Origin of the sequence: Pseudomonas sp. Irchel 3H7 (assembly GCF_900187605.1) — a bacterium.
Lineage (GTDB): Bacteria > Pseudomonadota > Gammaproteobacteria > Pseudomonadales > Pseudomonadaceae > Aquipseudomonas.
This window is the reverse complement of record NZ_FYEA01000006.1, coordinates 101,136-125,006: the sequence shown is the minus strand read 5'-3', so window position 1 is coordinate 125,006 and position 23,871 is coordinate 101,136. Positions and strand designations below refer to the sequence as shown.

Annotated in this window: 17 protein-coding genes; 6 read left to right on the top strand and 11 right to left on the bottom strand. The window is 59.2% G+C overall.

Features of this window, described 5'->3' with window-relative positions; all coding sequences use genetic code 11:
• The 3 genes from mupP to CKW38_RS12955 all read left to right on the top strand — a co-directional run bounded on the left by mupP (position 1) and on the right by CKW38_RS12955 (position 2,777).
• Positions 1-672: an N-acetylmuramic acid 6-phosphate phosphatase MupP gene (gene mupP, locus CKW38_RS12965; RefSeq protein WP_007908398.1), complete on the top strand. Its 672-nt coding sequence runs from the start codon at positions 1-3 to the stop codon at positions 670-672.
• A 76-nt stretch (positions 673-748) separates the two neighbouring features.
• Positions 749-1,489, top strand: a complete 741-nt coding sequence (locus tag CKW38_RS12960) for a YciK family oxidoreductase (protein WP_007908397.1) — start codon at positions 749-751, stop codon at positions 1,487-1,489.
• 361 nt (positions 1,490-1,850) lie between these two features.
• Entirely contained in the window at positions 1,851-2,777 is a 927-nt protein-coding gene (locus tag CKW38_RS12955) for a GGDEF domain-containing protein (RefSeq protein ID WP_007908395.1), read from the top strand.
• Between the two features lie 134 nt (positions 2,778-2,911).
• Here CKW38_RS12955 and CKW38_RS12950 read toward each other — a convergent pair whose 3' ends face one another.
• From CKW38_RS12950 to CKW38_RS12920, 7 genes are all read right to left on the bottom strand, one after another.
• Positions 2,912-3,673: a TenA family transcriptional regulator gene (locus CKW38_RS12950; protein ID WP_371857961.1), complete on the bottom strand. Its 762-nt coding sequence runs from the start codon at positions 3,671-3,673 to the stop codon at positions 2,912-2,914.
• Positions 3,674-3,752: 79 nt separating this feature from the next.
• Complete coding sequence (locus CKW38_RS12945; RefSeq protein WP_095112911.1) at positions 3,753-6,212, bottom strand: EAL domain-containing protein; 2,460 nt, start codon at positions 6,210-6,212, stop codon at positions 3,753-3,755.
• Between the two features lie 201 nt (positions 6,213-6,413).
• Positions 6,414-8,240, bottom strand: a complete 1,827-nt coding sequence (locus CKW38_RS12940; protein ID WP_007908392.1) for an ABC transporter ATP-binding protein — start codon at positions 8,238-8,240, stop codon at positions 6,414-6,416.
• Positions 8,233-8,835: a DsbA family protein gene (locus CKW38_RS12935; protein ID WP_176472332.1), complete on the bottom strand. Its 603-nt coding sequence runs from the start codon at positions 8,833-8,835 to the stop codon at positions 8,233-8,235. The genes CKW38_RS12940 and CKW38_RS12935 overlap by 8 nt, the downstream gene beginning before the upstream one ends.
• A gap of 35 nt (positions 8,836-8,870) precedes the next feature.
• On the bottom strand, positions 8,871-9,812 hold the full coding sequence (locus CKW38_RS12930; protein ID WP_007908390.1) for a rhodanese-related sulfurtransferase: 942 nt from the start codon (positions 9,810-9,812) through the stop codon (positions 8,871-8,873).
• Positions 9,813-9,914: 102 nt separating this feature from the next.
• Positions 9,915-10,214: a BolA family transcriptional regulator gene (locus CKW38_RS12925; protein ID WP_007908388.1), complete on the bottom strand. Its 300-nt coding sequence runs from the start codon at positions 10,212-10,214 to the stop codon at positions 9,915-9,917.
• A 12-nt stretch (positions 10,215-10,226) separates the two neighbouring features.
• A complete protein-coding gene (locus CKW38_RS12920; RefSeq protein ID WP_007908385.1) occupies positions 10,227-10,742 on the bottom strand; it encodes a DUF2059 domain-containing protein in 516 nt (171 codons plus the stop codon).
• A 193-nt stretch (positions 10,743-10,935) separates the two neighbouring features.
• Here CKW38_RS12920 and CKW38_RS12915 point away from each other — a divergent pair, with 193 nt between their 5' ends.
• Positions 10,936-12,330 carry a class II fumarate hydratase gene (locus CKW38_RS12915; RefSeq protein WP_007908383.1) on the top strand — a complete coding sequence of 465 codons (1,395 nt, stop codon included), beginning with the start codon at positions 10,936-10,938 and terminating at the stop codon, positions 12,328-12,330.
• A 106-nt stretch (positions 12,331-12,436) separates the two neighbouring features.
• On the opposite strand, the gene CKW38_RS12910 is transcribed toward CKW38_RS12915, so the two are convergent.
• Positions 12,437-13,396 (bottom strand): DMT family transporter, encoded by a 960-nt coding sequence (locus CKW38_RS12910; RefSeq protein ID WP_007908382.1) that lies wholly within the window; start codon positions 13,394-13,396, stop codon positions 12,437-12,439.
• A gap of 210 nt (positions 13,397-13,606) precedes the next feature.
• Here CKW38_RS12910 and CKW38_RS12905 point away from each other — a divergent pair, with 210 nt between their 5' ends.
• On the top strand, positions 13,607-13,801 hold the full coding sequence (locus CKW38_RS12905) for a DUF6316 family protein (RefSeq protein WP_095112910.1): 195 nt from the start codon (positions 13,607-13,609) through the stop codon (positions 13,799-13,801).
• A gap of 135 nt (positions 13,802-13,936) precedes the next feature.
• Here CKW38_RS12905 and CKW38_RS12900 read toward each other — a convergent pair whose 3' ends face one another.
• Both CKW38_RS12900 and pap read right to left on the bottom strand, forming a co-directional pair.
• Positions 13,937-15,121: a thiolase family protein gene (locus CKW38_RS12900; protein WP_095112909.1), complete on the bottom strand. Its 1,185-nt coding sequence runs from the start codon at positions 15,119-15,121 to the stop codon at positions 13,937-13,939.
• 102 nt (positions 15,122-15,223) lie between these two features.
• Entirely contained in the window at positions 15,224-16,738 is a 1,515-nt protein-coding gene (pap, locus tag CKW38_RS12895; protein WP_007908377.1) for a polyphosphate:AMP phosphotransferase, read from the bottom strand.
• Between the two features lie 172 nt (positions 16,739-16,910).
• Between pap and mnmC the strand changes: the two genes are divergently transcribed.
• Complete coding sequence (gene mnmC / locus CKW38_RS12890; protein ID WP_095112908.1) at positions 16,911-18,890, top strand: bifunctional tRNA (5-methylaminomethyl-2-thiouridine)(34)-methyltransferase MnmD/FAD-dependent 5-carboxymethylaminomethyl-2-thiouridine(34) oxidoreductase MnmC; 1,980 nt, start codon at positions 16,911-16,913, stop codon at positions 18,888-18,890.
• A gap of 3 nt (positions 18,891-18,893) precedes the next feature.
• Here mnmC and CKW38_RS12885 read toward each other — a convergent pair whose 3' ends face one another.
• Complete coding sequence (locus tag CKW38_RS12885; protein ID WP_095112907.1) at positions 18,894-23,708, bottom strand: NEL-type E3 ubiquitin ligase domain-containing protein; 4,815 nt, start codon at positions 23,706-23,708, stop codon at positions 18,894-18,896.
• Positions 23,709-23,871: the final 163 nt, after the last annotated feature.

The window sequence follows — 23,871 nt, the reverse complement described above, 5'->3', positions numbered from 1 at the left end:
ATGGCCATCAGAGCAGTTCTCTTCGACATGGACGGCACCCTGCTCGACACGGCGCCGGACTTCATCGCCATCTGCCAGGCAATGCGCGCGGATCGTGGTTTGCCGCCGATGAACGACAAGCACATCCGCGACGAGATCTCCGGTGGCGCTAAAGCCATGGTTGCGGTGACGTTTTCGATGGACCCGGAATCACCGGGCTTCGAAGAACTGCGCCTGGAGTTCCTTGAGCGCTATCTGGTTGGCTGCGCCGTGCACAGCAAACTGTTCGACGGCATGGGCGAACTGTTAGCTGATATCGAAAAGGCCAAGCTGATCTGGGGCGTGGTCACCAACAAACCGTTGCGCTTTGCCGAGCCGATCATGCAACAGTTGGGACTGGCCGAGCGTTCGGCGCTGCTGATCTGCCCGGATCACGTGAAAAACAGCAAGCCGGATCCGGAACCGTTGATCCTTGCGTGCAAGATGCTTGATCTGGATCCGTCGACGGTTCTGTTTGTAGGCGATGATCTGCGCGATATCGAATCGGGGCGCGATGCCGGGACGAAAACCGCTGCGGTGACGTTTGGCTATATCCACCCGGACGATAATCCGCGTCATTGGGGCGCGGATGTGGTGGTGGATCATCCGTCGGAATTGCGCAAGGTACTCGATAGCGCGCTTTGCAGCTGCTGAGACCTGACGCAGAGCGTCATTGGCTGCATTCCCACGCGGAGCGTGGGGAACGATCTGACTCCATGATGAGGTTTTTATGTTTGATTATTCCGCTCGCCCCGAATTACTCAAGGATCGGGTCATTCTGGTCACCGGTGCCGGTCGGGGCATTGGCGCGGCTGCGGCGAAAACCTACGCTGCCCACGGCGCCACCGTATTGCTGCTGGGCAAGACCGAAGCGAACCTGACGCAGGTCTATGACGAAATCGAAGCGGCAGGCCACCCTCAGCCGGCGGTGATTCCGTTCAACCTCGAAACCGCCCTGCCCCATCAATACGATGAGCTGGCCGCGATGATCGAGGCCGAATTCGGCCACCTCGACGGCTTGCTGCACAACGCTTCGATCATCGGCCCACGCACACCGATCGAGCAGTTGTCCGGCGAAAACTTCATGCGCGTCATGCAGGTCAACGTCAACGCCATGTTCATGCTGACCAGCACCCTGCTGCCGTTGCTCAAGCTGTCGCAGGATGCCTCGGTAGTGTTCACCTCCAGCAGTGTCGGGCGTAAGGGCCGGGCGTACTGGGGCGCCTATGGCGTGTCGAAGTTCGCCACCGAAGGCCTGATGCAAACCCTGGCCGATGAAGTCGATGGTGTGGCGCCAGTGCGTTCCAACAGCATCAACCCGGGCGGTACGCGCACCAGTATGCGCGCGCAAGCTTATCCGGGAGAAAATCCGCTGAACAATCCGACGCCGGAAGAAATCATGCCGGTGTACCTGTACCTGATGGGCCCGGACAGTACCGGCATCAACGGCCAGGCATTCAACGCGCAATAACTGCCATACGTCGCATTTGTTGCCGCGGCAGATTCCTGTCGCGGCATGCATTTGCCGCTGGCGACCGTCACATTTCAGTCAAATTTCCAGCGCACACCTCGCACCCAGATATCCAAACCATTGATTCCAAACGGTTTAAATAAAACCGAACCGAATGGCACGACTTTCGCTCTAATTCTCCTCAAAGCAAGCCACGTGAAGGCAATGGGGCGAGGCCGATTTCGATAGCTGACTAATCGTCATCCGGCAGACTAAACTTACGCCAAACGTCCTACGGGACTGATGGATCAGTATGACGCGCAGCCCATAGCCGCTCTCACCCAGCCTGTAAGACAGACTTACTGCTAAGGGTTCACGCCATATGAAATCACCCTCCCAGACCAATGCAATTGACTTTGACAGTGCCAAATTGCAACGCCTGGGCTTTGGTCAATTGCCTCCCTTGTTGGAGCGACCGGCCAGTCTGGCGCAATTGCGCCAGCAAATGAGCCTGCAACTGCAAACCAGCCTCGAACCGCAACGCATCCTCGGTCTGTTTTTCCGCGAAGTTCAGCGCCTCGTGCCATTGGACGCGCTGAGTTACGTGCACCAAGGCAGCGATTTGCGCCTGGAGTTCGGCAGCCGCGGCCATCACTCGGTCAGCTACAGCCTGAGCCACGAAGGCGAGCACATGGGCGAACTGGTGTTCCGCCGCAATCAGCGCTTCAACGACAAGGAACAAGGCCAGCTGGAGTCGCTGCTGTCATCCTTGCTGTACCCGATGCGCAACGCCCTGCTTTACCGTGAGGCGACCCAGAGCGCTCTGCGCGATCCGCTGACCGGCGCCGGCAACCGCATCGCCATGGAGCAGACCCTGCAACGGGAAATCGAAATGTCCCGTCGCCACCTGCAACCGTTGTCGCTGTTGATGCTCGATATCGACCACTTCAAACGGGTCAATGACAGCCATGGTCACAGTGCCGGCGATGACGTGCTTAAAGCCATCGCCGCGACGATCAAGGCACAATTGCGCAACGTCGACATGGTGTTCCGTTACGGCGGGGAAGAGTTTCTGATTCTGCTGTCCAACACCAGCCGCGAAGCGGCGGCAATGGTCGGCGAACGGCTGCGTTATGCGACACAGGCGGCTGAGTACTACGCCGATGGGCAGTTGATCGAGCTGACCGTGAGCCTGGGATGCTCGACGTTACTGCCCGGCGAATCGGCCGACAGCTTGCTGCGCCGCGCTGACAGTGCGCTGTACGTGGCCAAGCGTGAAGGGCGTAATCGCTTGGCCATGGCGGGCTGAGCTGTTCAACCCACACAAAACAGTGTGGGAGCGAGCCTGCTCGCGAAAGCGGTGATTCAGTCAAAGCAATGCTGACTGACATGACCCCTTCGCGAGCAGGCTCGCTCCCACATTGGTATTGCGTGAGACTTGAATCAGCTCTCGACTACCGCCCTGCGCTCTCGATTGACCAACAAGCGCTCCGACGTCTCCAGTTGCATGCAGCGCTCCAGAAACAGATACATGTAGTCATAGCTCTTGCACACCGCCTGACGCAGTTCGGCCTGCAAGGCCTTGCTCGGGTTCATCCCCGCGAGCGTGCAGATGATTTCCAGCGCCTCCCAGGGATGAGCATCGTCGTACTGGGCATGCATCTTCAACCACTTCATCGCCCGCTTGCGATCCTCTTCGGGAAACGCTGCGGCATACACGCCGGTGGAGCAGACCAGCGCCGACCACTCCCCGGTCGCGCCTTCAATGGCATAGTTGGTGGCGGCGATGGCCACGATCAGCGAATCGGCAGAACTGGTGTGCCAGCACCAATGACTCAAGGCATGCAACTCAGGCGGCACCTGTTGAGCCTGAAGGTCTTCCAGACTGACGCCATGTGCCCGGCTCCAATGCACCCAGTAATCGGCGTGATTGAGTTCAACGCGGATATTGCGCATCAACCAGCGCCGCGCCATGTCTTCACCCGGATGCCGGGCAAATTTGGTTTTGGTGAGGTTCTGCGCCATGTACAACGCAAACTGCTCAACCACCGGCCAGCCCCCGATCAGGTACTGACGCATGGTTCTGGCGCTGAGCTTGTTATCACGCATGCGCAGGTAAAGTTCATGTTCGACAACCCGGCGCTTGCTCTCGCTGCAATCCTCAATGAGCTGTTGCGCCCAGGCAGGATAACTTGCAGCTTCCATGAGTGGTCCGGTTCGGTTGAATGTGTCGATCACTGTTCGGCTCCTTTTGATTTGTGATTGTAAGGATCGGCGAGAGACTTCAACGGAACGTGCCAGGCGCTTTGAATAACAGCGGTTGCGGTCTGGCGGGCCGACTTTGCAAACTGTCACAGGTAAACAACTGTGGGCGTTCTATAACATAACCCTGAGCGTAATCCACACCAATTTCGAGCAATGCCTGCTCGATCTGAGTTGTTTCAACAAACTCGGCAATTGTCTGCTTACCCATGACATGCCCGATGTGATTGATCACTTCGACCATTGCGCGGTTAATCGGGTCGTCCAGCATATCCTTTACGAAACTCCCGTCGATCTTCAGGAAGTCTACAGGCAAATGTTTCAGATAAGCGAATGAAGACATTCCGGCACAAAAGTCATCTAATGAAAAATAGCAACCTAAGCCTTTGAGTTCATTAATAAATCTTATTGCGCTGCCCAGATTTGCAATTGCACTGGTTTCTGTAATTTCAAAACAAATCATTTCAGGCGGTATTGCGTAGTTAACAAACTGCTCTCGCAGAAAGTGCAAAAACGCGTCATCTCCTATAGTAATGCCTGACAGATTAATCGCACACATTGCTAAAGGCTCTTGATGTTCTTGTGCAATACATTGAGCAATAACCTTGAATACGTTCTGAACTACCCAGCGATCCAGTTGACTCATCAAACCATAACGCTCGGCAGCGGGAATGAAACTGTCCGGCAGAATCATCCGCCCGGCTTCATCATGCAGACGCAGCAGAATCTCGATGTGCCCACCCTTGTTGTCACCCGGCTTGAGCGGGGCGATTTCCTGGGCGTACAGACAAAAGCGGTTTTCTTCCAGTGCCATGTGCAGCCGTTGCACCCAAGCCATTTCGCCAAAGCGCAGCGACAGCTCGGAATCGTCGGCGTGGTAGACCTGCACCCGGTTGCGGCCCTTTTCCTTGGCCATGTAACAGGCCATATCGGCCGCGCGCAGTGAGGCTTCGAGGGTCGTCGGGGTCTGCGCGATATGCACCAGACCAATGCTCACCGTGGTCAGGAACGGCCGCCCTTTCCAGACAAAATGCAGGTTCTGCACAGTCTGGCGTAGCGCCTCGGCGATTTTCTCGGCCGCGTCTGGCGCGCAGTTCTCCAGCAGAATGCCGAACTCATCACCGCCCAGGCGCGCCAGCGTGTCGCCTTCGCGCAGCCCCGATTGCAACAGCGTACAAATGTGCCTTAACAGTTCATCGCCGGCGGCGTGACCACAGGTATCGTTGACCAGTTTGAATTGATCGAGGTCGAGGAACATCAGCGCATGCCGCCCGGAATGCCGCGTGAGCTTATGCAGTGCCTGCTCCAGCCGATATTCGAACTCGCGACGGTTGGCCAACCCGGTCAGCGCATCATGGGTCGCCTGCCACGACAGGTTGGCGATGTATTGCCGCTCCTGAGTCATGTCGTGCAGCACCAGCACCGTGCCGCTGACCTTGCCGGCATTGCGGATCGGTGCGCCGACCAGCGTCACTGACAACGTCGTGCCATCCAAGCGCTGGATCAGTTTCGAATGCTCGCTGCCGCCACTGAGCTGGCCACTGAGAATATGCTCGATCAGGGTCAGCCCCTCGGCCTGGGCGTTGTCGTCGAGCAAATTGAACAACGCTGCCAGCGGCAATCCCGCCGCCTGCTCGGCCTTCCAGTGGGTCATGGCTTCGGCGGCCGGGTTCATGTAATCGATGGCACCACTGACATCGGTGGTGATGACGCCATCACCGATCGAATGCAAGGTGACGTGCGCCCGATCCTTCTCAAGTTGCAGCGCCTCGGCAAAGGCGTGACGCTGCTTGAGCAGTTTGTGCGTGCGCCACAGGGCCAGCACGATCAGCCCCAGTGCCGTGGCCAGATTGGTTAACAGCAGCAGCCGCAGAATCATCCGCGAGCCTTCGCCCAAGGCATCGCTGAAAGCTTTCGCCGCCGGAGTCACGGCATCGTTGATGGCGAAAATCCGCGCCTTCCAGCGCTGGATATCGGCGCTGCTGGCCGTGCTATCTGAAATGCTGCGGTGCATCTCCTGCGCCACGTCATCCAGTTCGACCAGATAGGCATCGCCGACCGTCCAGCGGTCAATGGCAGTTTCCAGATAACTGAAATGACGGAAGTTGAGGTACAGCCAGATCAGGCTGGAGACGTCGTCCGGGTGGTTGCCACCCTTGAGAATACCTTCGCGTGCCGCGGCCAGATCCGGCGGTTGATGATCCAGCGCCAGACGCAACTGATGCCCGCCTTGCGGCACGGCAATCGCGTTGCGGTATTTGAGGAAGATCGCCTCGTCACGGCTGTCGGCGTATAGATTGAGGTAATAGATCGCGTCTTTCTGGCCCTTGGACCAGAGACTTTCGCCAGCGACATAACCGCGAACGGCCGAGAGCACGTAAAGACTCACGCCACCCAGTAACGCTTGAAACAACACGACGGCAATAAATGGCCAGACGATGCCCAACAACCGTGGCGTTCCGAGAGTCCGCTTTTGCTTCATGAGATCCCTTGCGCAAGCACTGCCAGATGAACACCGGAAAATCCCGCTCCTGACAGCTCAGCCTAGGCTAGTTTTCGACAAGTCAAAGGGACAGCTCTGCCGTCCTCTAGGCCGATTGTGCAAATGGCTGTGCTGCTTGCGCGTTCCGGTTGAATTTACTCAATGCAATTCAAGCACTAAGCACAGAAACCGGAACGAAACTCAAGGGCGCTGGATCTGCTGCAGGTGACCATAGAGCTTGGCATACAGACCGCCATCGGCGATCAGCTGCTGGTGATCGCCGTCTTCAGCGACCTGACCACCATCGAACACCAGCACGCGATCAGCCTGTTTCACCGCCGACAGTCGGTGGGCAATGATCAGCGTGGTGCGGCCATTGAGGAAGCGCGCCATGGCCTGATGGAGGTTGTACTCGGTGGCGGCGTCGAGGGCAGACGTGGCTTCGTCGAGGATGACTACTTTCGGCTCGGCGAGGATCATCCGCGCGATGGCCAGCCGTTGGCGCTGCCCGCCCGACAGACGCACGCCGGAGCGACCGACAATACTGTCGAGGCCATTGGGCAAAGCGCGGATGGTCGCGTCCAGCTGAGCGATTTCCAGCGCCTGCCAGCAGGCTTCGTCACTGCGGGTGCGGCCCATGGTCAGGTTGGCGCGCACGGTGTCGTTGAACAGCGCCGGGTGCTGTAACACCACCGCGACATTTTCGCGAACCGTTTCCAGGCCGATGTCCTGCTGGGTCGAACCGCCGAACCGGATGGTGCCGGCCAGCGGTGTATAAAGCCCGAGCAACAACTGCACGAGGGTACTTTTACCGCCGCCACTGGCACCGACAATCGCGACTTTCTCACCGGGAGCAATCGACAGATTCAACTGATCCAGCACCAGCTCATCGCCGTAGCCGAAGCTCAGGCCTTGCACCTGAATGCCGACGGTGTCGCGGCCCTTGAACGGATCGACGCCACCGGGATATTGCGGCTCATCGGCGCGCGCCAACAACTCGTTGATCCGCGCCAGCGCCCCGCCCGCCGCGTAATAGGCGTATTGCAGATTGAGCAGTTGTTCGACCGGGCCGATCATGAACCACAGGTAACTGAACACCGCGAGCATCTGGCCGATCGACAGGTCGGAAAACAACACCGTGAGCATCGCTGCCGCGCGGAAAATGTCGATACCGAACTGAAAGAGCAAACCACTGGCGCGGTTGGAAGCGTCGGTTTTCCACTGCGAATTGACCGCGTAGTTGCGCACCTCCTGCGCGCGCAGGCCGAGCCGACCGAGAAAGAAGCCCTGGCGGTTACCGGCACGGATTTCCTGAATCGCATCGAGGGTTTCACTCAACGCCTGGGTGAAGCGCGAGGTGCTGTCGTTCTCGAGTTTCTTCAGGTGTTTGACGCGTTTGCCCAACTGCACCGTGGCGTAGATCACCAACGGATTGAACAACAGAATCAACAGCGCCAGTTTCCAGTGCATCCACATCAGGATGCTCGCGGTGCCGACCAGCGTCAGCATCGCCACCAGAAAGCGGCTGAGGGTTTCGCCAACGAATTTGTCGAGGGTGTCCAGGTCGGTGACCAGGTGCGTGGTCACGGTGCCGCTGCCGAGGCTTTCGTATTCGCCGAGGGAAATCCGTTTCAGGCGTTCGATCAGGCGCACGCGAATGCGATAAACGATGTCTTTGGCCAGCCGTGCGAACAGCCGCGACTGCAACACGCCGAAGCACAGCGAGCCGCAACGCAGGGTCAGCGTCACTACCAGCATCAAGCCGATGTAACCCGCCGCTTGCTGCCACATACCGGGCAGCACGTGATTCATGACTTTCAGCGCAGCGTCGCCATGGCCGAGCAGCACTTCGTCCACCAGCAGCGGCAGCAGCAACGGAATCGGCACGCTGCACAGCGTCGCCAGCACGGCGACACCGTTAGCGATCCACAGGGATTTTTTGTGCCTCAATGCCAGTCGCCGGACTTCTGCCCAGCTCAGCCGGTCGACACGCTTTACGGCTGGCGTGTCATCGGCCCGATCAGACACAGGCCGCGCGTTCCAGCCAGCGGCCGAGCAATGGCGACAGCTCGCTGAGCGGTTGATAGCCGTTGGTCAGCAGCGCCAGTTGACCGTTGCGCTCGGCGAGCAGGGTCGGGAAACCGGCGATGCCCAGATCCTGCACCCAACTGAAATCGGCCTGAGTCGCTTTGTGCTGGTCGGCATGATCGAACAAGGCAGCGAATTCGATACGCGGTACACCGGCCTTTTCTGCCAGCTCGACCAGCACGCTGGCCTGGGTAACGTCGCGACCTTCAGCATAAAACGCCTGCTGGATCAGTCCGACCAATCTCCACGCGCAATCCGGCGCCAGACTGCGCGCAGTAACGATCGCCCGGCAGGCAGGCTCAGTGTCGTAGACAAAACCGTCGGGCAACGCACCGTCAAACTTGAACGGCTGGCCGGTGGCTTCAGTGACCGCTTGCCAATGCTCGATAATGTAGCGACGCGTGGTCGGCTCCAGCGCCGAGCCACTGCCGGTGCGCAAACCGCCAACCACCAGATGCAACTCCACACCGGCTGCTTGCGCCTGCTCGACCAATGCCTTGGCCACCGGAGCAAACCCCCAGCACCACGAACACATCGGATCCATCACATAGAGCAGGCGCGCAGACATGGTTAAGCCTCGGTGGATGCTTGCTTGTAGTTGTAGCCGATCGGGTGCGGCTGGTTGCGCGCCTTGGCCAGTTCGATCTGTTTCTGCCGATCGATCGCGCTGCGGCGAGTTTTCTCGCTGAGTTTGTCCCAGCAATGTGGGCAGCTGATACCGGCCACATAGTGCTCGGACGCACGATCTTCAACACTGACCGGCGTGCGGCAGGCATGACATTGATCGTAGTCGCCTTCGCTGAGGTCGTGACGCACGGTCACGCGGTTGTCGAACACAAAGCAGTCGCCCTGCCACTTGGTTTCTTCCTGCGGCACCTCTTCAAGGTACTTCAGGATGCCACCCTTGAGGTGGTAAACCTCTTCGTAGCCTTCGCCGAGCATGTAGCTCGAGGCTTTCTCGCAGCGAATGCCACCGGTGCAGAACATCGCAACTTTCTTGTGCACGGCCGGGTTGAAGTGTTCTTTGATGTAGTCGGGAAATTCGCGAAAACTGGTGGTTTTCGGATCGATGGCGCCTTCAAAGGTGCCGATCGACACTTCGTAATCGTTACGTGTATCGATCAACAGCACTTCCGGGTCGCTGATCAACGCGTTCCAGTCTTGCGGATCAACGTAGGTGCCGACCTTCTTGTTCGGGTCGACGCCTTCGACACCGAGGGTGACGATCTCTTTCTTCAGTTTGACCTTGGTGCGATAGAACGGCTGCTCGTCGCAGTACGACTCTTTGTGATCAATGTCGATCATGCGTGGGTCGTTCTTCAGCCAGGCGAGCAGGCCGTCGATGCCTTCGCGGCTGCCGGAGACCGTGCCGTTGATACCTTCTTCGGCGATCAGCAGCGTGCCTTTGATCTGGTTGTCGACCATCGCTTGCAGCAGGGGCTCGCGCAGGTTGACGTAATCTTCGAGGGTGACGAACTTATACAGTGCCGCCACGACAATCGGTTGTGTCATGGGTATTTCTCCAGGTGGCTACCCTCGCAAAGGGTGAACCGGATTCAAAAAAAAACGCGCCGGGTGAGCGGCGCGTTGCGGATTCTAGCAAAAAACCGAAGCTTAATGCTTGCTGCCGCCAGCACAGGTCGGCGATGCCGGAGCGGCGCCGATCTCTGCCCATTCCTGCGGGGTGTAGGTGTGCAGCGCCAACGCATGGAACTCGCCCATCAGCTCGCCAAGCGTGCCGTAGACTTTCTGGTGGCGCTTGACCCGGTTCAGGCCGTCGAACTGCGCGCTGACCACCACGGCCTTGAAGTGCGTCTGTAACCCGCGACTGTGCATGTGGCTTTCATCCAGCACTTGCAGGTGCTCAGGCTGAAGCAGGGCCAGCGTCGATTCGATGCGTTGTTGCATGGTCATCACGAACTCCGCTTACTTCTTCTTGGCCGCAGGCGCTGCCGGGGTCAGCTCTTTGGTCATGTCGTCGAGCAGCTTGTTGACGACCGGTACGGCGCTTTCCAGTTTGGCCTGGGTCATCTGGGCCGATTGCTGAGTCAGCTGCGGCATTTTTTCCAGGACTTTCTTGCCCAGTGGCGACTGGTAGAACGCGACCAGGTCTTTCAGCTCGGATTCGCTGAAGTTGCTGGTGTAGAGCTTGACCATGTCAGGCTTGAGCTTGTTCCAGCCGATGGCCTGGTCGAGCGCGGCGTTGGCCTTGGCCTGGTAGGTTTCCAGTACGGCTTTCTTGGCTTCCGGGGCTTTGGTCTGTTCGAAACGCTGAGCGAACATTTGCTGCACTTGCATGTACACCGGAGTGCCCAGCTTGTCAGCGTGCGCCAGGGTCAGGAAAGCTTCAGCACTGGCGTTGTGGCTGGCGGTATCGGCAAGCACCTGGCCGCTGGCGCAAACCAGTGCAACCGCGGTGCAGATGGCACGAAGACGAGTCATCGAGTTTCCTTTTCAGCTAGGCGAGGTAAAACCCCAAGGGCGACCATTCTGCGCCTAAAAAACCTCGTCGCTCAACCCCCGAGCCTTGCCGCGCTTGATTGGCGGGGTTTTACCGGTCAACAATCGGATCGAGGGAACCACCTGGGCCCGACCGGGCCTAAACTGCGCAAACAGACCAACAGGAGTGTGCACGATGAGCCGTATCGAAACCGACAGCCTGGGCCAGATCGAAGTCCCGGACGACGCCTACTGGGGTGCTCAGACGCAACGCTCGCTGATCAACTTCGCCATTGGTCAGGAACGCATGCCGCTGCCGGTATTGCACGCCCTGGCCCTGATCAAGAAAGCCGCGGCCCGGGTCAACGACCGCAACGGCGACCTGCCCGCCGACATCGCCCGCCTGATCGAACAGGCCGCTGACGAAGTGCTCGACGGCCAGCACGACGACCAGTTTCCACTGGTGGTCTGGCAGACCGGTAGCGGCACGCAGAGCAACATGAACGTCAACGAAGTGATCGCCGGTCGCGCCAACGAACTGGCCGGCAACCCGCGCGGCGGCAAGACGCCGGTGCACCCCAACGATCACGTCAACCGCTCGCAAAGCTCCAACGACTGCTTCCCTACCGCCATGAGCATCGCCACCGCGCAAGCGGTGCAGGAACAACTGCTGCCGGCGATTGCCGAGTTGTCCGGCGGCCTCGCCGAACTGGCCGCGCGGCACATGAAACTGGTGAAGACCGGGCGTACGCACATGATGGATGCGACGCCGATCACCTTCGGTCAGGAGTTGTCCGGGTTCATCGCGCAGCTGGATTACGCCGAACGCGCAATCCGCGCGGCACTGCCGGCGGTGTGTGAACTGGCCCAGGGTGGCACCGCGGTCGGTACCGGGCTGAATTCGCCACACGGTTTTGGTGAGGCGATTGCCGCCGAACTGGCGGCGCTCTCAGGCCTGCCCTTCGTCACTGCGCCGAACAAGTTTGCCGCCCTCGCCGGCCACGAACCGCTGACCAGCCTCTCCGGCGCGCTGAAAACCCTCGCCGTGGCGCTGATGAAAATCGCCAATGACCTGCGTCTGCTTGGCTCCGGGCCACGCGCAGGGTTTGCCGAAGTGCGGCTGCCGGCGAACGAGCCGGGCAGTTCGATCATGCCCGGCAAGGTCAACCCGACCCAATGCGAAGCGCTGTCGATGCTCGCTTGTCAGGTGCTGGGCAATGACGTGACCATCGGCATTGCCGCCAGTCAGGGTCACTTGCAGTTGAACGTGTTCAAACCGGTGATCATCCACAACCTGCTGCAATCGATTCGCTTGCTGGCCGACGGTTGCAGCAACTTCCAGCAGCACTGCATTGCCGGGCTGGAGCCGGATGCCGAAGTCATGGCCAGACATCTGGAGCGTGGGCTGATGCTGGTGACCGCACTGAATCCGCATATCGGTTATGACAAATCGGCGGAGATCGCCAAGAAGGCCTACAGCGAAGGGCTGACCTTGCGTGAGGCGGCGTTGGCGCTGGGGTATCTCACCGATGAAGAGTTTGATGCGTGGGTGCGGCCGGAGAATATGATCGAGGCTGGCGCCAAGGGCTGAGATTTGTAGCGTTTCTTAGTAAGTCATCGCGAGCAGGCTCACTCCTACATTTGGAACGCATTCCCCCTGTAGGAGTGAGCCTGCTCGCGAATGGCAGCGGCGCGGTTTAACTGGCGGCCATCTTCATCCGCCGCGCCTTCAAACCGGCGATCAACGACGGCCCCAATGCCACCAGCGCCGAACCCAGCACCACCAGCACCGCCCCGCCATAGCCGAGCGCATTGATCTGCTCGGCATGCACGTACTCGGGCCAGATCCCGGCCGCAATCGCCACCGCACCAAACGTTACCAACGGCGTAATCGCCAACGTCGCACTGACCCGCGACGCCTCCCAATGCGCCAACGCTTCAGCGAACGCGCCATAGGCAATCAGCGTGTTCATGCAGCACGCCAGCAGCAGCCAACCCTGCAAGGGATTCAGGTTCAGCGCCTCAAGCGGGTGCACCCACGGTGTCAGCAACAGCGCGCAGAACAGGTAGATCACCATCATCACCTGCAACGAATTCCACACCGTCAGCAATTGCTTCTGGCCCAGCGCGTAGAAGGTCCACACCGTCGAAGCCAGCAGCACCAGCAACACTCCGGCGGTGTAATCCGACAGTGAGGTCAGCAGTTCGGCCAGCCGCTGATTGAAGAACAGCACAAAACCGATCAACAACACCGCCAGACCAATCCCCTGGCCAATACTGAAGCGTTCCTTGAACACAAACAGGCTGGCGATCAGCAACATGATCGGGCCCATCTGCACCACCAGTTGCGCGGTACCGGGGCTGAGCAGATTGAGGCCCATCAGGTACAGCACATAGTTGCCAACCAGCCCGAGCACCGCCATCAACACCAGCCAACCACCCTTGGGCCCGAGCACTTTGCGGCTGGGCAGGCGTTTTACCGCCGCCAGATAGATGAACAGACAGCCGCCGGACACCAGCAGGCGAAACCAGGTCACCGTCACCGGGTCCATCACCAGTAATACCTGTTTGAGTTTGATCGGCAGGATGCCCCACAAAAACGCAGTCAGCAGTGCCAGGAACAAGCCGTAGACCCAGCGACCGGATGATATGTGCATGGAAACCCCAAAGCCTGCTGACAAGTGCGCTCATTCTAGGCGTGCCACCGGGCGCGACACAGGGACAGTTGCGGTCAGGACGCGAATGAAACTGTGCAGGTCGCAGCAGTAAATTGACGCGCCGCCGTTGATCGGCTGAGCGGGCGCGCCAAGTGCTTCAGGCATAAGCTCATTGGATCCCTGTCAGCGTATCAGCCAAGGAGACCGCTCATGTTAGCAATGCGCGCCCGCGACAGTGCCCCCGCCACGCGCTTTCGCAGCGAGCGGTTATGCCGGGTGAATGGTGAACTGTATTTCAGCACTCGGGAAAATACCCTTGAGGGGCCGTTTGAGAGTGCCAAGAAGGCTGAGCTGGAGATAAAAGCCTATATCGCGCGGATGCAGCTGCAGGATTCCAACCGCTAAGTGGTGGTGATCCAATCGCTGGCAAGCCAGCTCCCACAGAATTGGTGGCGTACACAGATTTTGCGAACGCTCCGAAACCTGTGGGAGCTGGCTTGCCAGCGATAGCAATGGAACAGACAACAAAAATGTTCTGGCTTAACGCACCGCCTCAAACAACCCCGTCGCCCCCATCCCGCCGCCCACGCACATGGTCACGATGCCGTAACGCAAATTCCGCCGCTGCAACTCACGCACCAGATGCCCGACCTGCCGCGATCCGGTCATGCCAAACGGGTGACCAATGGAAATCGAGCCGCCATTGACGTTGTACTTGTCGTTATCGATCTCCAGCCGATCACGGCTGTACAGGCACTGCGAAGCGAACGCCTCGTTCAGCTCCCACAGATCGATATCCGCCACTTGCAGGCCCTTGGCCTTGAGCAGTTTCGGCACCGAGAACACCGGGCCAATGCCCATCTCGTCCGGCTCGCAGCCGGCCACGGTGAAGCCACGGAAAAACGCTTTCGGCTTGAGGCCCAGCTGCAACGCTTTCTCAAGGCTCATCACCAGCGTCATCGACGCACCGTCAGACAGTTGCGACGAGTTGCCCGCCGTCACCGAACCGTCCTCGGCGAATACCGGTTTCAGTCCAGCGAGGCTTTCATAGGTGGTGTCCGGACGGTTGCAGTCGTCGCGGTCGACCACGCCATCGAGAATCTGCACCTCACCGGTGTTCTTGTCCTCGACACGATACTTGACCGCCATCGGCACGATTTCATCGTTGAACAGCCCTGCGGCCTGAGCTGCCGCAGTGCGAACCTGACTTTGCAGCGAATATCGATCCTGCGCTTCACGACTGACGCCATAACGTCGCGCGACCACTTCGGCGGTCTGGCCCATCGTGTAATAGATGCCCGGCGACTGTTGCTTGAGCAGCGGGTTGATCAAGTGATCAGTGTTGACGCTTTTCATCGTCAGGCTGATCGACTCGACGCCGCCGGCAACGATGATGTCGCTGCAACCCGAGGCAATCTGGTTGGCGGCAATCGCGATAGCCTGCAAGCCCGATGAACAGAAACGGTTGAGGGTCATGCCGGCGGTGCCGGTGCCCAAGCGCGACAGCACCGCGACATTACGGCCGATGTTGTAACCCTGCGCACCTTCGTTGGAGCCTGCACCAACGATGCAATCCTCGACGCTCGCCGGGTCGATATCGTTGCGCTCAAGCAGGGCGTTGACGCAATGAGCCGCCATGTCATCGGGACGGGTCTGGTTGAACTTGCCGCGAAAGGATTTGGCCAGGCCAGTCCGCACGCTGTCGACGATCACCACTTCACGCATGGCATACCTCATTGTTGTGGTCAGTTGAGAGTGGACCGAGCATAAGTCCACTGCATCAACGACCGCGACAATCATTCACCCCGCGTATGCGCGTCTATCGGCTCAATCCTTGTGTTTCTTTGCGCGCTTGTCGGATTTCTCGAAGGCGTCTTCCAGCGCGCGGTTGATCGTGCGCAACACTTTGACCCTGGCCCAGCGTTTGTCATTGGCTTCGACCAGCGTCCATGGCGAGATCTCCGAACTGGTGCGGTCGACCATATCGCCCACGGCGGCCCGGTAGGCGTCCCATTTGTCGCGATTGCGCCAGTCGTCTTCGGTGATCTTGAAGCGCTTGAACGGGATCTCTTCACGCTCCTGGAAACGCTCCATCTGCGTGTCCTTGTCGATGGCCAGCCAGAACTTCACAACGATCACGCCGGCATCGGCCAGTTGCTCTTCGAAATCGTTGATCTCGCCATAGGCGCGCAGCCAGTCGGCTGGCGTGCAAAAGCCTTCGACCCGCTCGACCAAGACCCGGCCGTACCAGGAGCGGTCGAACACGGTGAACTTGCCGCGCGCCGGAATGTGCCGCCAGAAGCGCCACAAGTACGGCTGCGCCCGCTCCTCTTCGGTCGGTGCGGCAATCGGCACGATGTTGTACTGGCGCGGATCGAGCGCCGCCGCGACCCGACGGATCGCCCCGCCCTTGCCTGCCGCGTCGTTGCCTTCGAATACCGCGATCAGCGCGTGGCGGCGCATGCGTTTGTCGCGCATCAGCCCGGACAATCGCGCCTGCTCGGTGATCAGTTGTTCTTCGTAGTCTTTCTTCTCCAGGCGCTGGGTCAGGTCGAGGCTGTCGAGCAGGTTCAACTGATCGACCGGCGTACCCAACGGCGCGGCGCTGACATCGTGGGGATGTACGTCCGGACGCTTCAGCGCATTTTGCAAACCCTCGAGGAGAATCTTGCCGACCGCCAGGCTGCGGTAGTTGGCGTCGACGCCTTCGATCACATGCCACGGCGCGTAATCACGGCTGGTACGGCGCAGCACGCGCTCGCCGTACTTGACGAACTTGTCGTAGGTTTCCGACTGCTGCCAGTCCAGCGGGCTGATGCGCCAGCTGTGCAACGGGTCATCGGCCAGCGCCTTGAGCCGCGCTTTCATCTGTTTCTTGGACAAGTGAAACCAGAATTTGAAGATCAGCGCGCCTTCATCGCAGAGCATCTTTTCCAGGCGCTCGGCACCGGCGATCGCCTGATCCAGACGCGGATCCTTGAACAAGCCATGCACCCGCCCCTGGAGCATCTGGCTGTACCAGTTGCCGAAGAAAATCCCCATGCGGCCCTTGGCCGGGAGCATCCGCCAGTAACGCCAGGCCGGTGGCCGGGACAACTCTTCATCGGTCTGTTGATCGAAAGTACGCACTTCGATCAGGCGCGGGTCCATCCACTCGTTGAGCAACTTGACCGTCTCGCCCTTGCCCGCACCTTCGATACCGTTGATCAAGATGATCACCGGGAAACGCTTTTGCTGTTGCAGTTCGAACTGGGCTTCGAGCAAGGCTTCACGCAATGCCGGGACGGCCGCCTCATAGGTGTCTTTGTCGATGGCGTGACCGATTTCAGCGGATTCAAACATGGGACGGCTCCTTACAGGATTCAGCAAGACTAGCGGATTGGGCACAGCAACGGCGCAGAAATTCCCGCAGGTCGCGGATTGTCCGCGAGTCGTCGGGCGCAAGCCTTGCCATGGATCAAGCAGCGCCTGCGCGATCGGCTAGAATGGCCGCCTTGTCGTTGCCGAGCCTGCCATGAAACCTGTATTGCCCCACGCCCAACTCGACTGGGATGACCAGGGACGCCCGCGTTCGCGGGTGTTCGATGACGTGTATTTTTCCGACAAATCAGGTCTGGAAGAAACCCGTTATGTGTTCCTCGAACAGAATCGCCTGGCCGAGCGTTTTGCCGCACTGCCGGCAACTGGTCGTCTGGTTATTGGTGAAACCGGTTTTGGCACCGGGCTGAATTTTCTCTGCGCCTGGCAGTTGTTCGAGCAACACGCCGTGGCCGGTGCGCGACTGCATTTTGTCAGCGTCGAAAAATACCCGTTGAGCCCCGCCGACCTCAAGCGTGCCTTGGCACTCTGGCCGGAACTCAAACCGTTGGCCGATCAGTTGCTGCGCCATTACGTGGCAATCCATGCCGGCTTCCAGCGCATCACCCTGGCCAACGGCCGCGTGACGCTGACGCTGTTGATCGGCGATGCACTGGAGCAACTGCCGCAGCTCGACGCACAGATCGACGCGTGGTTTCTCGACGGTTTCGCCCCGGCGAAAAACCCCGACATGTGGACCGCCGAACTGTTTGTCGAACTGGCGCGACTGGCAGCGCCCGGTTCGACCATCAGCACCTTCACCAGCACCGGCTGGGTACGGCGTTTGCTCAATGCCGCCGGGTTCAAAATGAAGCGCACGCCGGGCATCGGCCACAAGTGGGAAATCCTCCGTGGCGAATTCCTCGGCTGGCCGGCAGAGGTGACGCCGCCGGCGCCGGAAAAACCCTGGTTTGCTCGCCCTGCGCCGATCACCAGTGACCGTCGAGCACTGGTGATCGGCGCCGGTCTCGCCGGATGTGCCACGGCGTCCAGCCTGGCCGCACGCGGCTGGCAGGTGACGTTGCTCGAACGCCATGCAGCCGTGGCGCAGGAAGCCTCTGGCAATCCGCAGGGCGTGCTGTACCTGAAGTTGTCCGCCCACGGCACGGCGCTGTCGCAGCTGATCGTCAGCGGTTTCGGTTACACCCGGCGCCTGCTGGAAACCCTGCAACGCGGCACTGACTGGGACGATTGTGGCGTGCTGCAACTGGCGTTCAATACCAAGGAAGCCGAGCGTCACGCGCAGTTGGCTGAAGCCTTCCCGGAAGACCTGTTGCAGTGGCTGGATCAACCCGAGGCGCAGGCCCGTGCCGGGGTCGGAGTAGCCCACGGCGGCTTGTACTATGCCGAAGGGGGTTGGGTGCATCCGCCGGCGCTGTGTCAGGCGCAAGCGGCGCAGCCGAACATCGAACTGCTCAGTCATTGCGAAGCGTTGCAACTGCGCAAGGTCGATGATCAATGGCAGGCGCTGGACGGTGAGCGTTTGCTCGCCAGCGCGCCGGTCGTGGTGCTGGCCGGTGCCGCCGAGATCCAACGCTTTGCCCAGAGTGCCGAATTGCCGCTCAAGCGCATTCGCGGGCAGATCACCCGTCTCGCCGAAACCGCAGCCAGTCAGACACTGGCCACTGTGGTCTGTGCCGAAGGCTACGTCGCTCCTGCCCGCTTGGGCGAACACACCCTCGGCGCCAGTTTCGATTTCAACAGCGATGATCTGACACCGACCACCGCCGAACACCAAGGCAATCTGGCGATGCTTGCAGAGATTTCCTCTGACCTTGTCGCACGCCTGAAAATCAGCGAACAGCCTGTCGAAAACCTGCAGGGCCGCGCAGCCTTTCGCTGCACCAGCCCTGACTATTTACCGATGGTCGGTCCCCTCGCCGACCGCAAAGCGTTTCTTGACGCTTATGCGCTGCTGAGCAAGGACGCCCGTCAGATTCCGGACATCGCCTGTCCGTGGCTCGACGGCCTGTACATCAATAGTGGCCACGGCTCGCGAGGACTGATCACCGCGCCGCTGTCGGGCGAGCTGCTGGCTGCCTGGCTCGACGATGAGCCGCTGCCTGTGCCCAGAAGCGTCGCCGAAGCCTGTCATCCCAACCGTTTCGCGTTGCGCAAGCTGATTCGCGGCAAGTAGTACTTATCCGTCAGCCAGGGTGCAGATGCCCAGATCCGCGTCGCGCAGCGCATCGGTGGTCAGACGCGTCATGACCTCGTCCATGGCGTTTTGGCGCTCGACCTTGAGGACTCCGGACTGGCTAACGTAATCGACACTGGACATCGTGTCTTTCTTCGCGTCCAAGGCAGTCATGCGCTGGTCGTACATATCTCGGACAGAGGAAAACTGATGCGCAAGTGTGCGCTCCAGATAGTCTCTCCAGAATGTCCGCTCACTCATGAACTGCAGCCATTTGGGCGAGAGTTCCGCCGTGGCGACCTGGTTTTTCGCGACGTCCAGATCGGCTGCGGTGACCCCGCCTAATGTGCCAAAAAGCATATTGCGCGGCTGGCCGGGCAACTCCAGTGTCTCGGCCAGGCCGATGCGATAGGCGAGGTTTACCTCCAGTGGATCCACCTTCGGGACCTTGGCGGCATGCGCCCGAGCAATTTCATTCAATTGTTCCAGCCGGAACAGGCCACGTCCCAGCTCAAGCAACGGCTTGCCACTGGCGATCCGGTTTCCGGCCAGCCGGGTCACCCGATCGACCTCCACGGCGACCTCCAGATAACTGAAGTTCATTGCCGCACTGTCGGTGCAATTGATCGGGGTGGCGGCCAGACTCAGTATCTGATCACACAGCGCTGTATCGGCTTCGGCTGCTTCCAGCACGGCCCAGACTCGCCGCTGCATGTCCTTGTTGACCTTTTCCGAATCGGCGGTATCACCCAGCTCAGCGAGCAGATGGAACAGGCTCTCGGCGCGTGGATCATCCTTGAATGCGTTCCAGATCCGTTCACGCCCGGCCCCCGTCTCAGCCGTTTTATCAGCAAGCCAAAGCGAGCGTGCCTGTTGCTCGTTCATTCGAGCGATGTCGTTTTCCAGATACCCCATACCGATACCGAAATTGTCGCGATAATTCTCCAGGTGCGTTTTGCTCGGATCGGCCAAGGGATTGAGTCCCAGGTCCAGCGCCTGGCTGAAACTTCGCGGTGTCTTGAACAACCAGTCAGGCAGGTTCTTGATCTTGTTGCTGCGCAAGTCCACCCAGTCCAGATACAGCAGATACTCAAGTCCCTTGGGGATTTCCGTGAGGCCGGTGTCTTGCAGTAACAGACGACGCAGATTGAACATCTGTCTGACATCCGGTGTGGCATTCAGCGGATTTTCGTTGAGGTTCAGGTGATGCAGCGAGCGCAAACCGCTGAGTTTGGCCAGCGTATACTCGGTCAGCTGCAGCTTGTTGCCCGCCAGACACAAGCGAGTGATATCGGGCATATGCGACAGCACCTCAGGGAGGCGGGTAATGGCATTGCGGTCGAGCTCGAGCGTCTCGAGCTTTTTGAATGACTTGAGGAAGTACGCGACATCATCATCCAGTGCCATGTCATTCATGAACAGTTTCTGGATGTGGTCAAAGCTGATCCCCGGGGGCAGCGTCGGCAGTTTTCCGACCCGCATGCCATCAAAATTCAGGACCCCCACCCATTTCCCGTTTTCATTGGTGACGGAGTAATACCGGCGGAATCCGTTTTCGATCAGCTCGGCCATGGTTTTGCGGCTGTGCCGCACTTCCGCCAGATCCCCTCCGAGTTTGTTCATTGCGCCAGTATCCTCACTCCAGAGGAACAGCGCTTCACGCAAGCTTTGCAGATCCTGGCGCAAGGCATTGACCCGTGTCGCACGAGTCAACTGATCGTCTCCCAGGCCATCGATGAACTCATTGGCCTGCGTTTCACTCAAGCGCGGAAAGAGTTTGCGCACTTTGCGCAGCAACGCCGGTGGATGTTGCACCGCAGGCGGCTGATCACCCTGATTACAGACTGGTTCGACAACCTGCGGCTCAGGCTTGCCATTGACCAGCGTGCGCGCCGTGGCCTCGCGCTCATCCAGTGCAGCGTTGAGCAACTGGCTGCGCAGCTTTGCCGCGCTGGCCTGCTTCGGGTCTGCAAAGCCAATGGCTGTTCGCTGGCGTCGCGGCAGGGCCTTGAGGATGGCTTCGTACAGCGCGTCAGGGCCGAATGCCACTTTTCCCAAGGTTTTGCCGTCGCCGCCAAAAGCCTCATACCCCTCGGCCGACTTCACCAGCGAGCACCTATCGGCGGGGAGCGCCGAGGTGTCGCCAACGGCTTGCAGAATCGGCCCGCTGAGCGTTTTGTCGCGCAGTTCCAGACGCAGTCGGGAATCCCAGCCGCTCAGACGAGGTAACAACTGAATCGCCAGCCTGTCGGTGTCGGCGTTGGCGAGCCTCGGCCAATGAAACCCCGCCAGTGCGCGATCCAGTCGCACTTTGCCAATACCATCGCTGACCTCCTGCCCCAGCCGCAGCGGTACTCGACCGGTTTTACGCAGATGCAGGCGCTGCACACTCGACGCGCGCTCGATGAGTGCTTTCGCATAACGCGCCGGGATATCGGGAAAAACACGGCGCAGCTTCAGAACATCATCGACGTCACTTTTATCGTAGCGTTGATACATACGCTCGAAAGCCGCGCGATGATCCGCCTGCAAAACCGCACCGAGTTTCTTTGCCAGCGTCGACTCTTCAACACTTTGCGCGACTTTGCCGCCGAGCAAAGTGTCCACCTCTTTCTGATACAGGCCATCGACTACGGATTGCAGCAACTGGCCCTGCGCCAGTTGTTTTTCGCTGACCACCACCGCCAGCGATTCGTCGAGCACTTTGGTTTGCGGATAGGTCGCCGTCACTGTGCCTTCTGCGTCGGCCACCTCAATGTAGCGGTCGGTCGGCCAACCGGACATTTTCGGCAAGGCGTGCAATTGCGCTTCAACAGGCTGGCCGGAATGGGTTTCGCCGTTCTGCAGTTCGCGGGTCAATTGCCGCAGCTGACGCACGACGCGCGCGCGCTCCACGGTTTCGCGCAGCCGCACAGGCAAACTCAGATTGTCAGTAAAGGCCTGATGCAAGGTTTCTGGCGAGGTGTCGCTGAGTCGCCGCATCATGTCCAGGTCGGTATCCACGAACTCGCTCAATTGCGGATCAATACGTTTGAGCGTGTACGCGGAACTGCCCCACTCTTGCGGTTCTTCAGCAGGCAGCCGCCAGCCACCTTCGACGTGCCGGACAAGCTCCGGCACATAAGCTTGCGCGCGTTCGGCATGTTCCAGGCGCCAGACTTTCGCGGCGGAATCATAAGGTCCGGCGAAGAACCGATGATCGACGCGAGCCATGGTTTTCGCACCGATCTGATAAAACTCCTCGGAACTCGGCGCGACCGTCAATCCCGTCGGCAGGAAATGCTCATAGCGCGAAAGGTCAGGTTTCCACAGGCGCGGCTGGCCAGCGTGATTGATAATGGCGGTGAATTCGCCGAAGAACGCCGGGTGTGACTGCAGCAGTTTCTTACCCAGCGCTCCCAAGGCTTTTTGTCCCCCGGCAAAGGCAACCGTCAGCGCAATGTTTTCCACGACGCTCAACAGATGCGACAGGGCTTTCTGATGATCACCGCGGCGCCAATCCTCGACCCCTTCGTAAACTTCACTGAGCAACTGCCCGACTGCAACGCCCATCATCAATTGCCCGAGCAGCGGCACGACGAACCCCGCCACGGACGCAACGGTCACACCCAACTGAAGAAAATCCAGCAAGCGTTTCCGGCGGACATCCTCATCGATATCAGCGGTCGGCACCGCCAGTTTGCGCGCGTCGAGTTGAAGCTTGCCGACATGGCTTTGCAGCATGAACTCAAAGAGTGGCACGGCGATCGGCAATTGCTTGATGTGGCCCAGATCCGCGCTGTCAGCGAGTGATTTGAAAAAATCGGCCTTGTCGTCTTCATCAATGCTGTTGGCGAAATAATCCTTGTAACTTTTAACCTTCAACTGCTGCGTCAGGTACTGCTTGAACGCGGTAAAACTGCTGTATTCGTACAGTGGTCGCTCGGGCTCACCCGCCATGTACACCAGGCACCACTCATCGGGGTACAACTCCACCGAACGGGCAGAAAACACCACCACACCCCAGACGCAACTGTCGAAAATTTCAATGCCTTGCATGATCAGCGTTCGGTTGCCATAGAGCAGTGTTTGCGCCGACACCACGCCATCGAAGTCGATCAGCTTCTGCAGCATTTGCTGACCAGACAAGGTGATATGGCTTTTAAGAGCGGCCTGGTGCATGTCGAATTGCAACAGCAGCTTTTTCATTTTCGCGATATCAGCGGTCATGGTGCTGGTGGCGATCACCTTGTCATCGCTGTCGCGCAAGCCGAACACCAGCTGGAAATGCTCCTGATAGCGCTTGCCCAAATCCAGCTCTCGGCAAAAAGCGGCAAACGTGGCCGGGGTCAGCCCGGTGACACCGTCTGGGGCACTGTGCACTCGAATAAAACTGCCTTGCGGAAAGCTCTCAGCCGCTTCGTCTTCGCTGAAGTTCTGCATCGCCGCTTGCAACAGCGTCGTTGTAGCGTGCGGGAACGTCTGAATACCGTTCTCGTCGGTAGAGGTCGCAGGGCAACCGCAATCAACGCCCGGCAGACTCAGAAAGTCTTTCTCGACATCAAAAACCACCGACCATTTGCGACTCAAGGCATCGCTCAGTTCACTGATGCAGAACGTCTGCAAGGGCTTCAATGCGAGCAGATCCGCCGCCACGGTCGCCTGAATCTGGTGCAGATCACGGCTTGTCTGATCAAGGGCTGACAAAGCGGCCACCGTCGCTTTCAATAAATGCGCCGGTAGGCTTTCTTGCAGAGTCTGGGCGGTATCGAGATCCTCTGTGGCATCGAGCAATGTGCTGAGGATTGTTTTTTGTGAAAGCTTTGCTTTGGTTGACATCGGCAATAGTCCTTTATTGCGAAGTGGAGGTTTGAACATATCGGAATCGAAGAACAATTAACAATCCAAGACCTGATGTTCCTGCACGCATAAAACCACAGCAACCCTCATCAACAACATAGATATCTACCACCACTTTTCCGGTAACTTCAGGGTGCCCCGA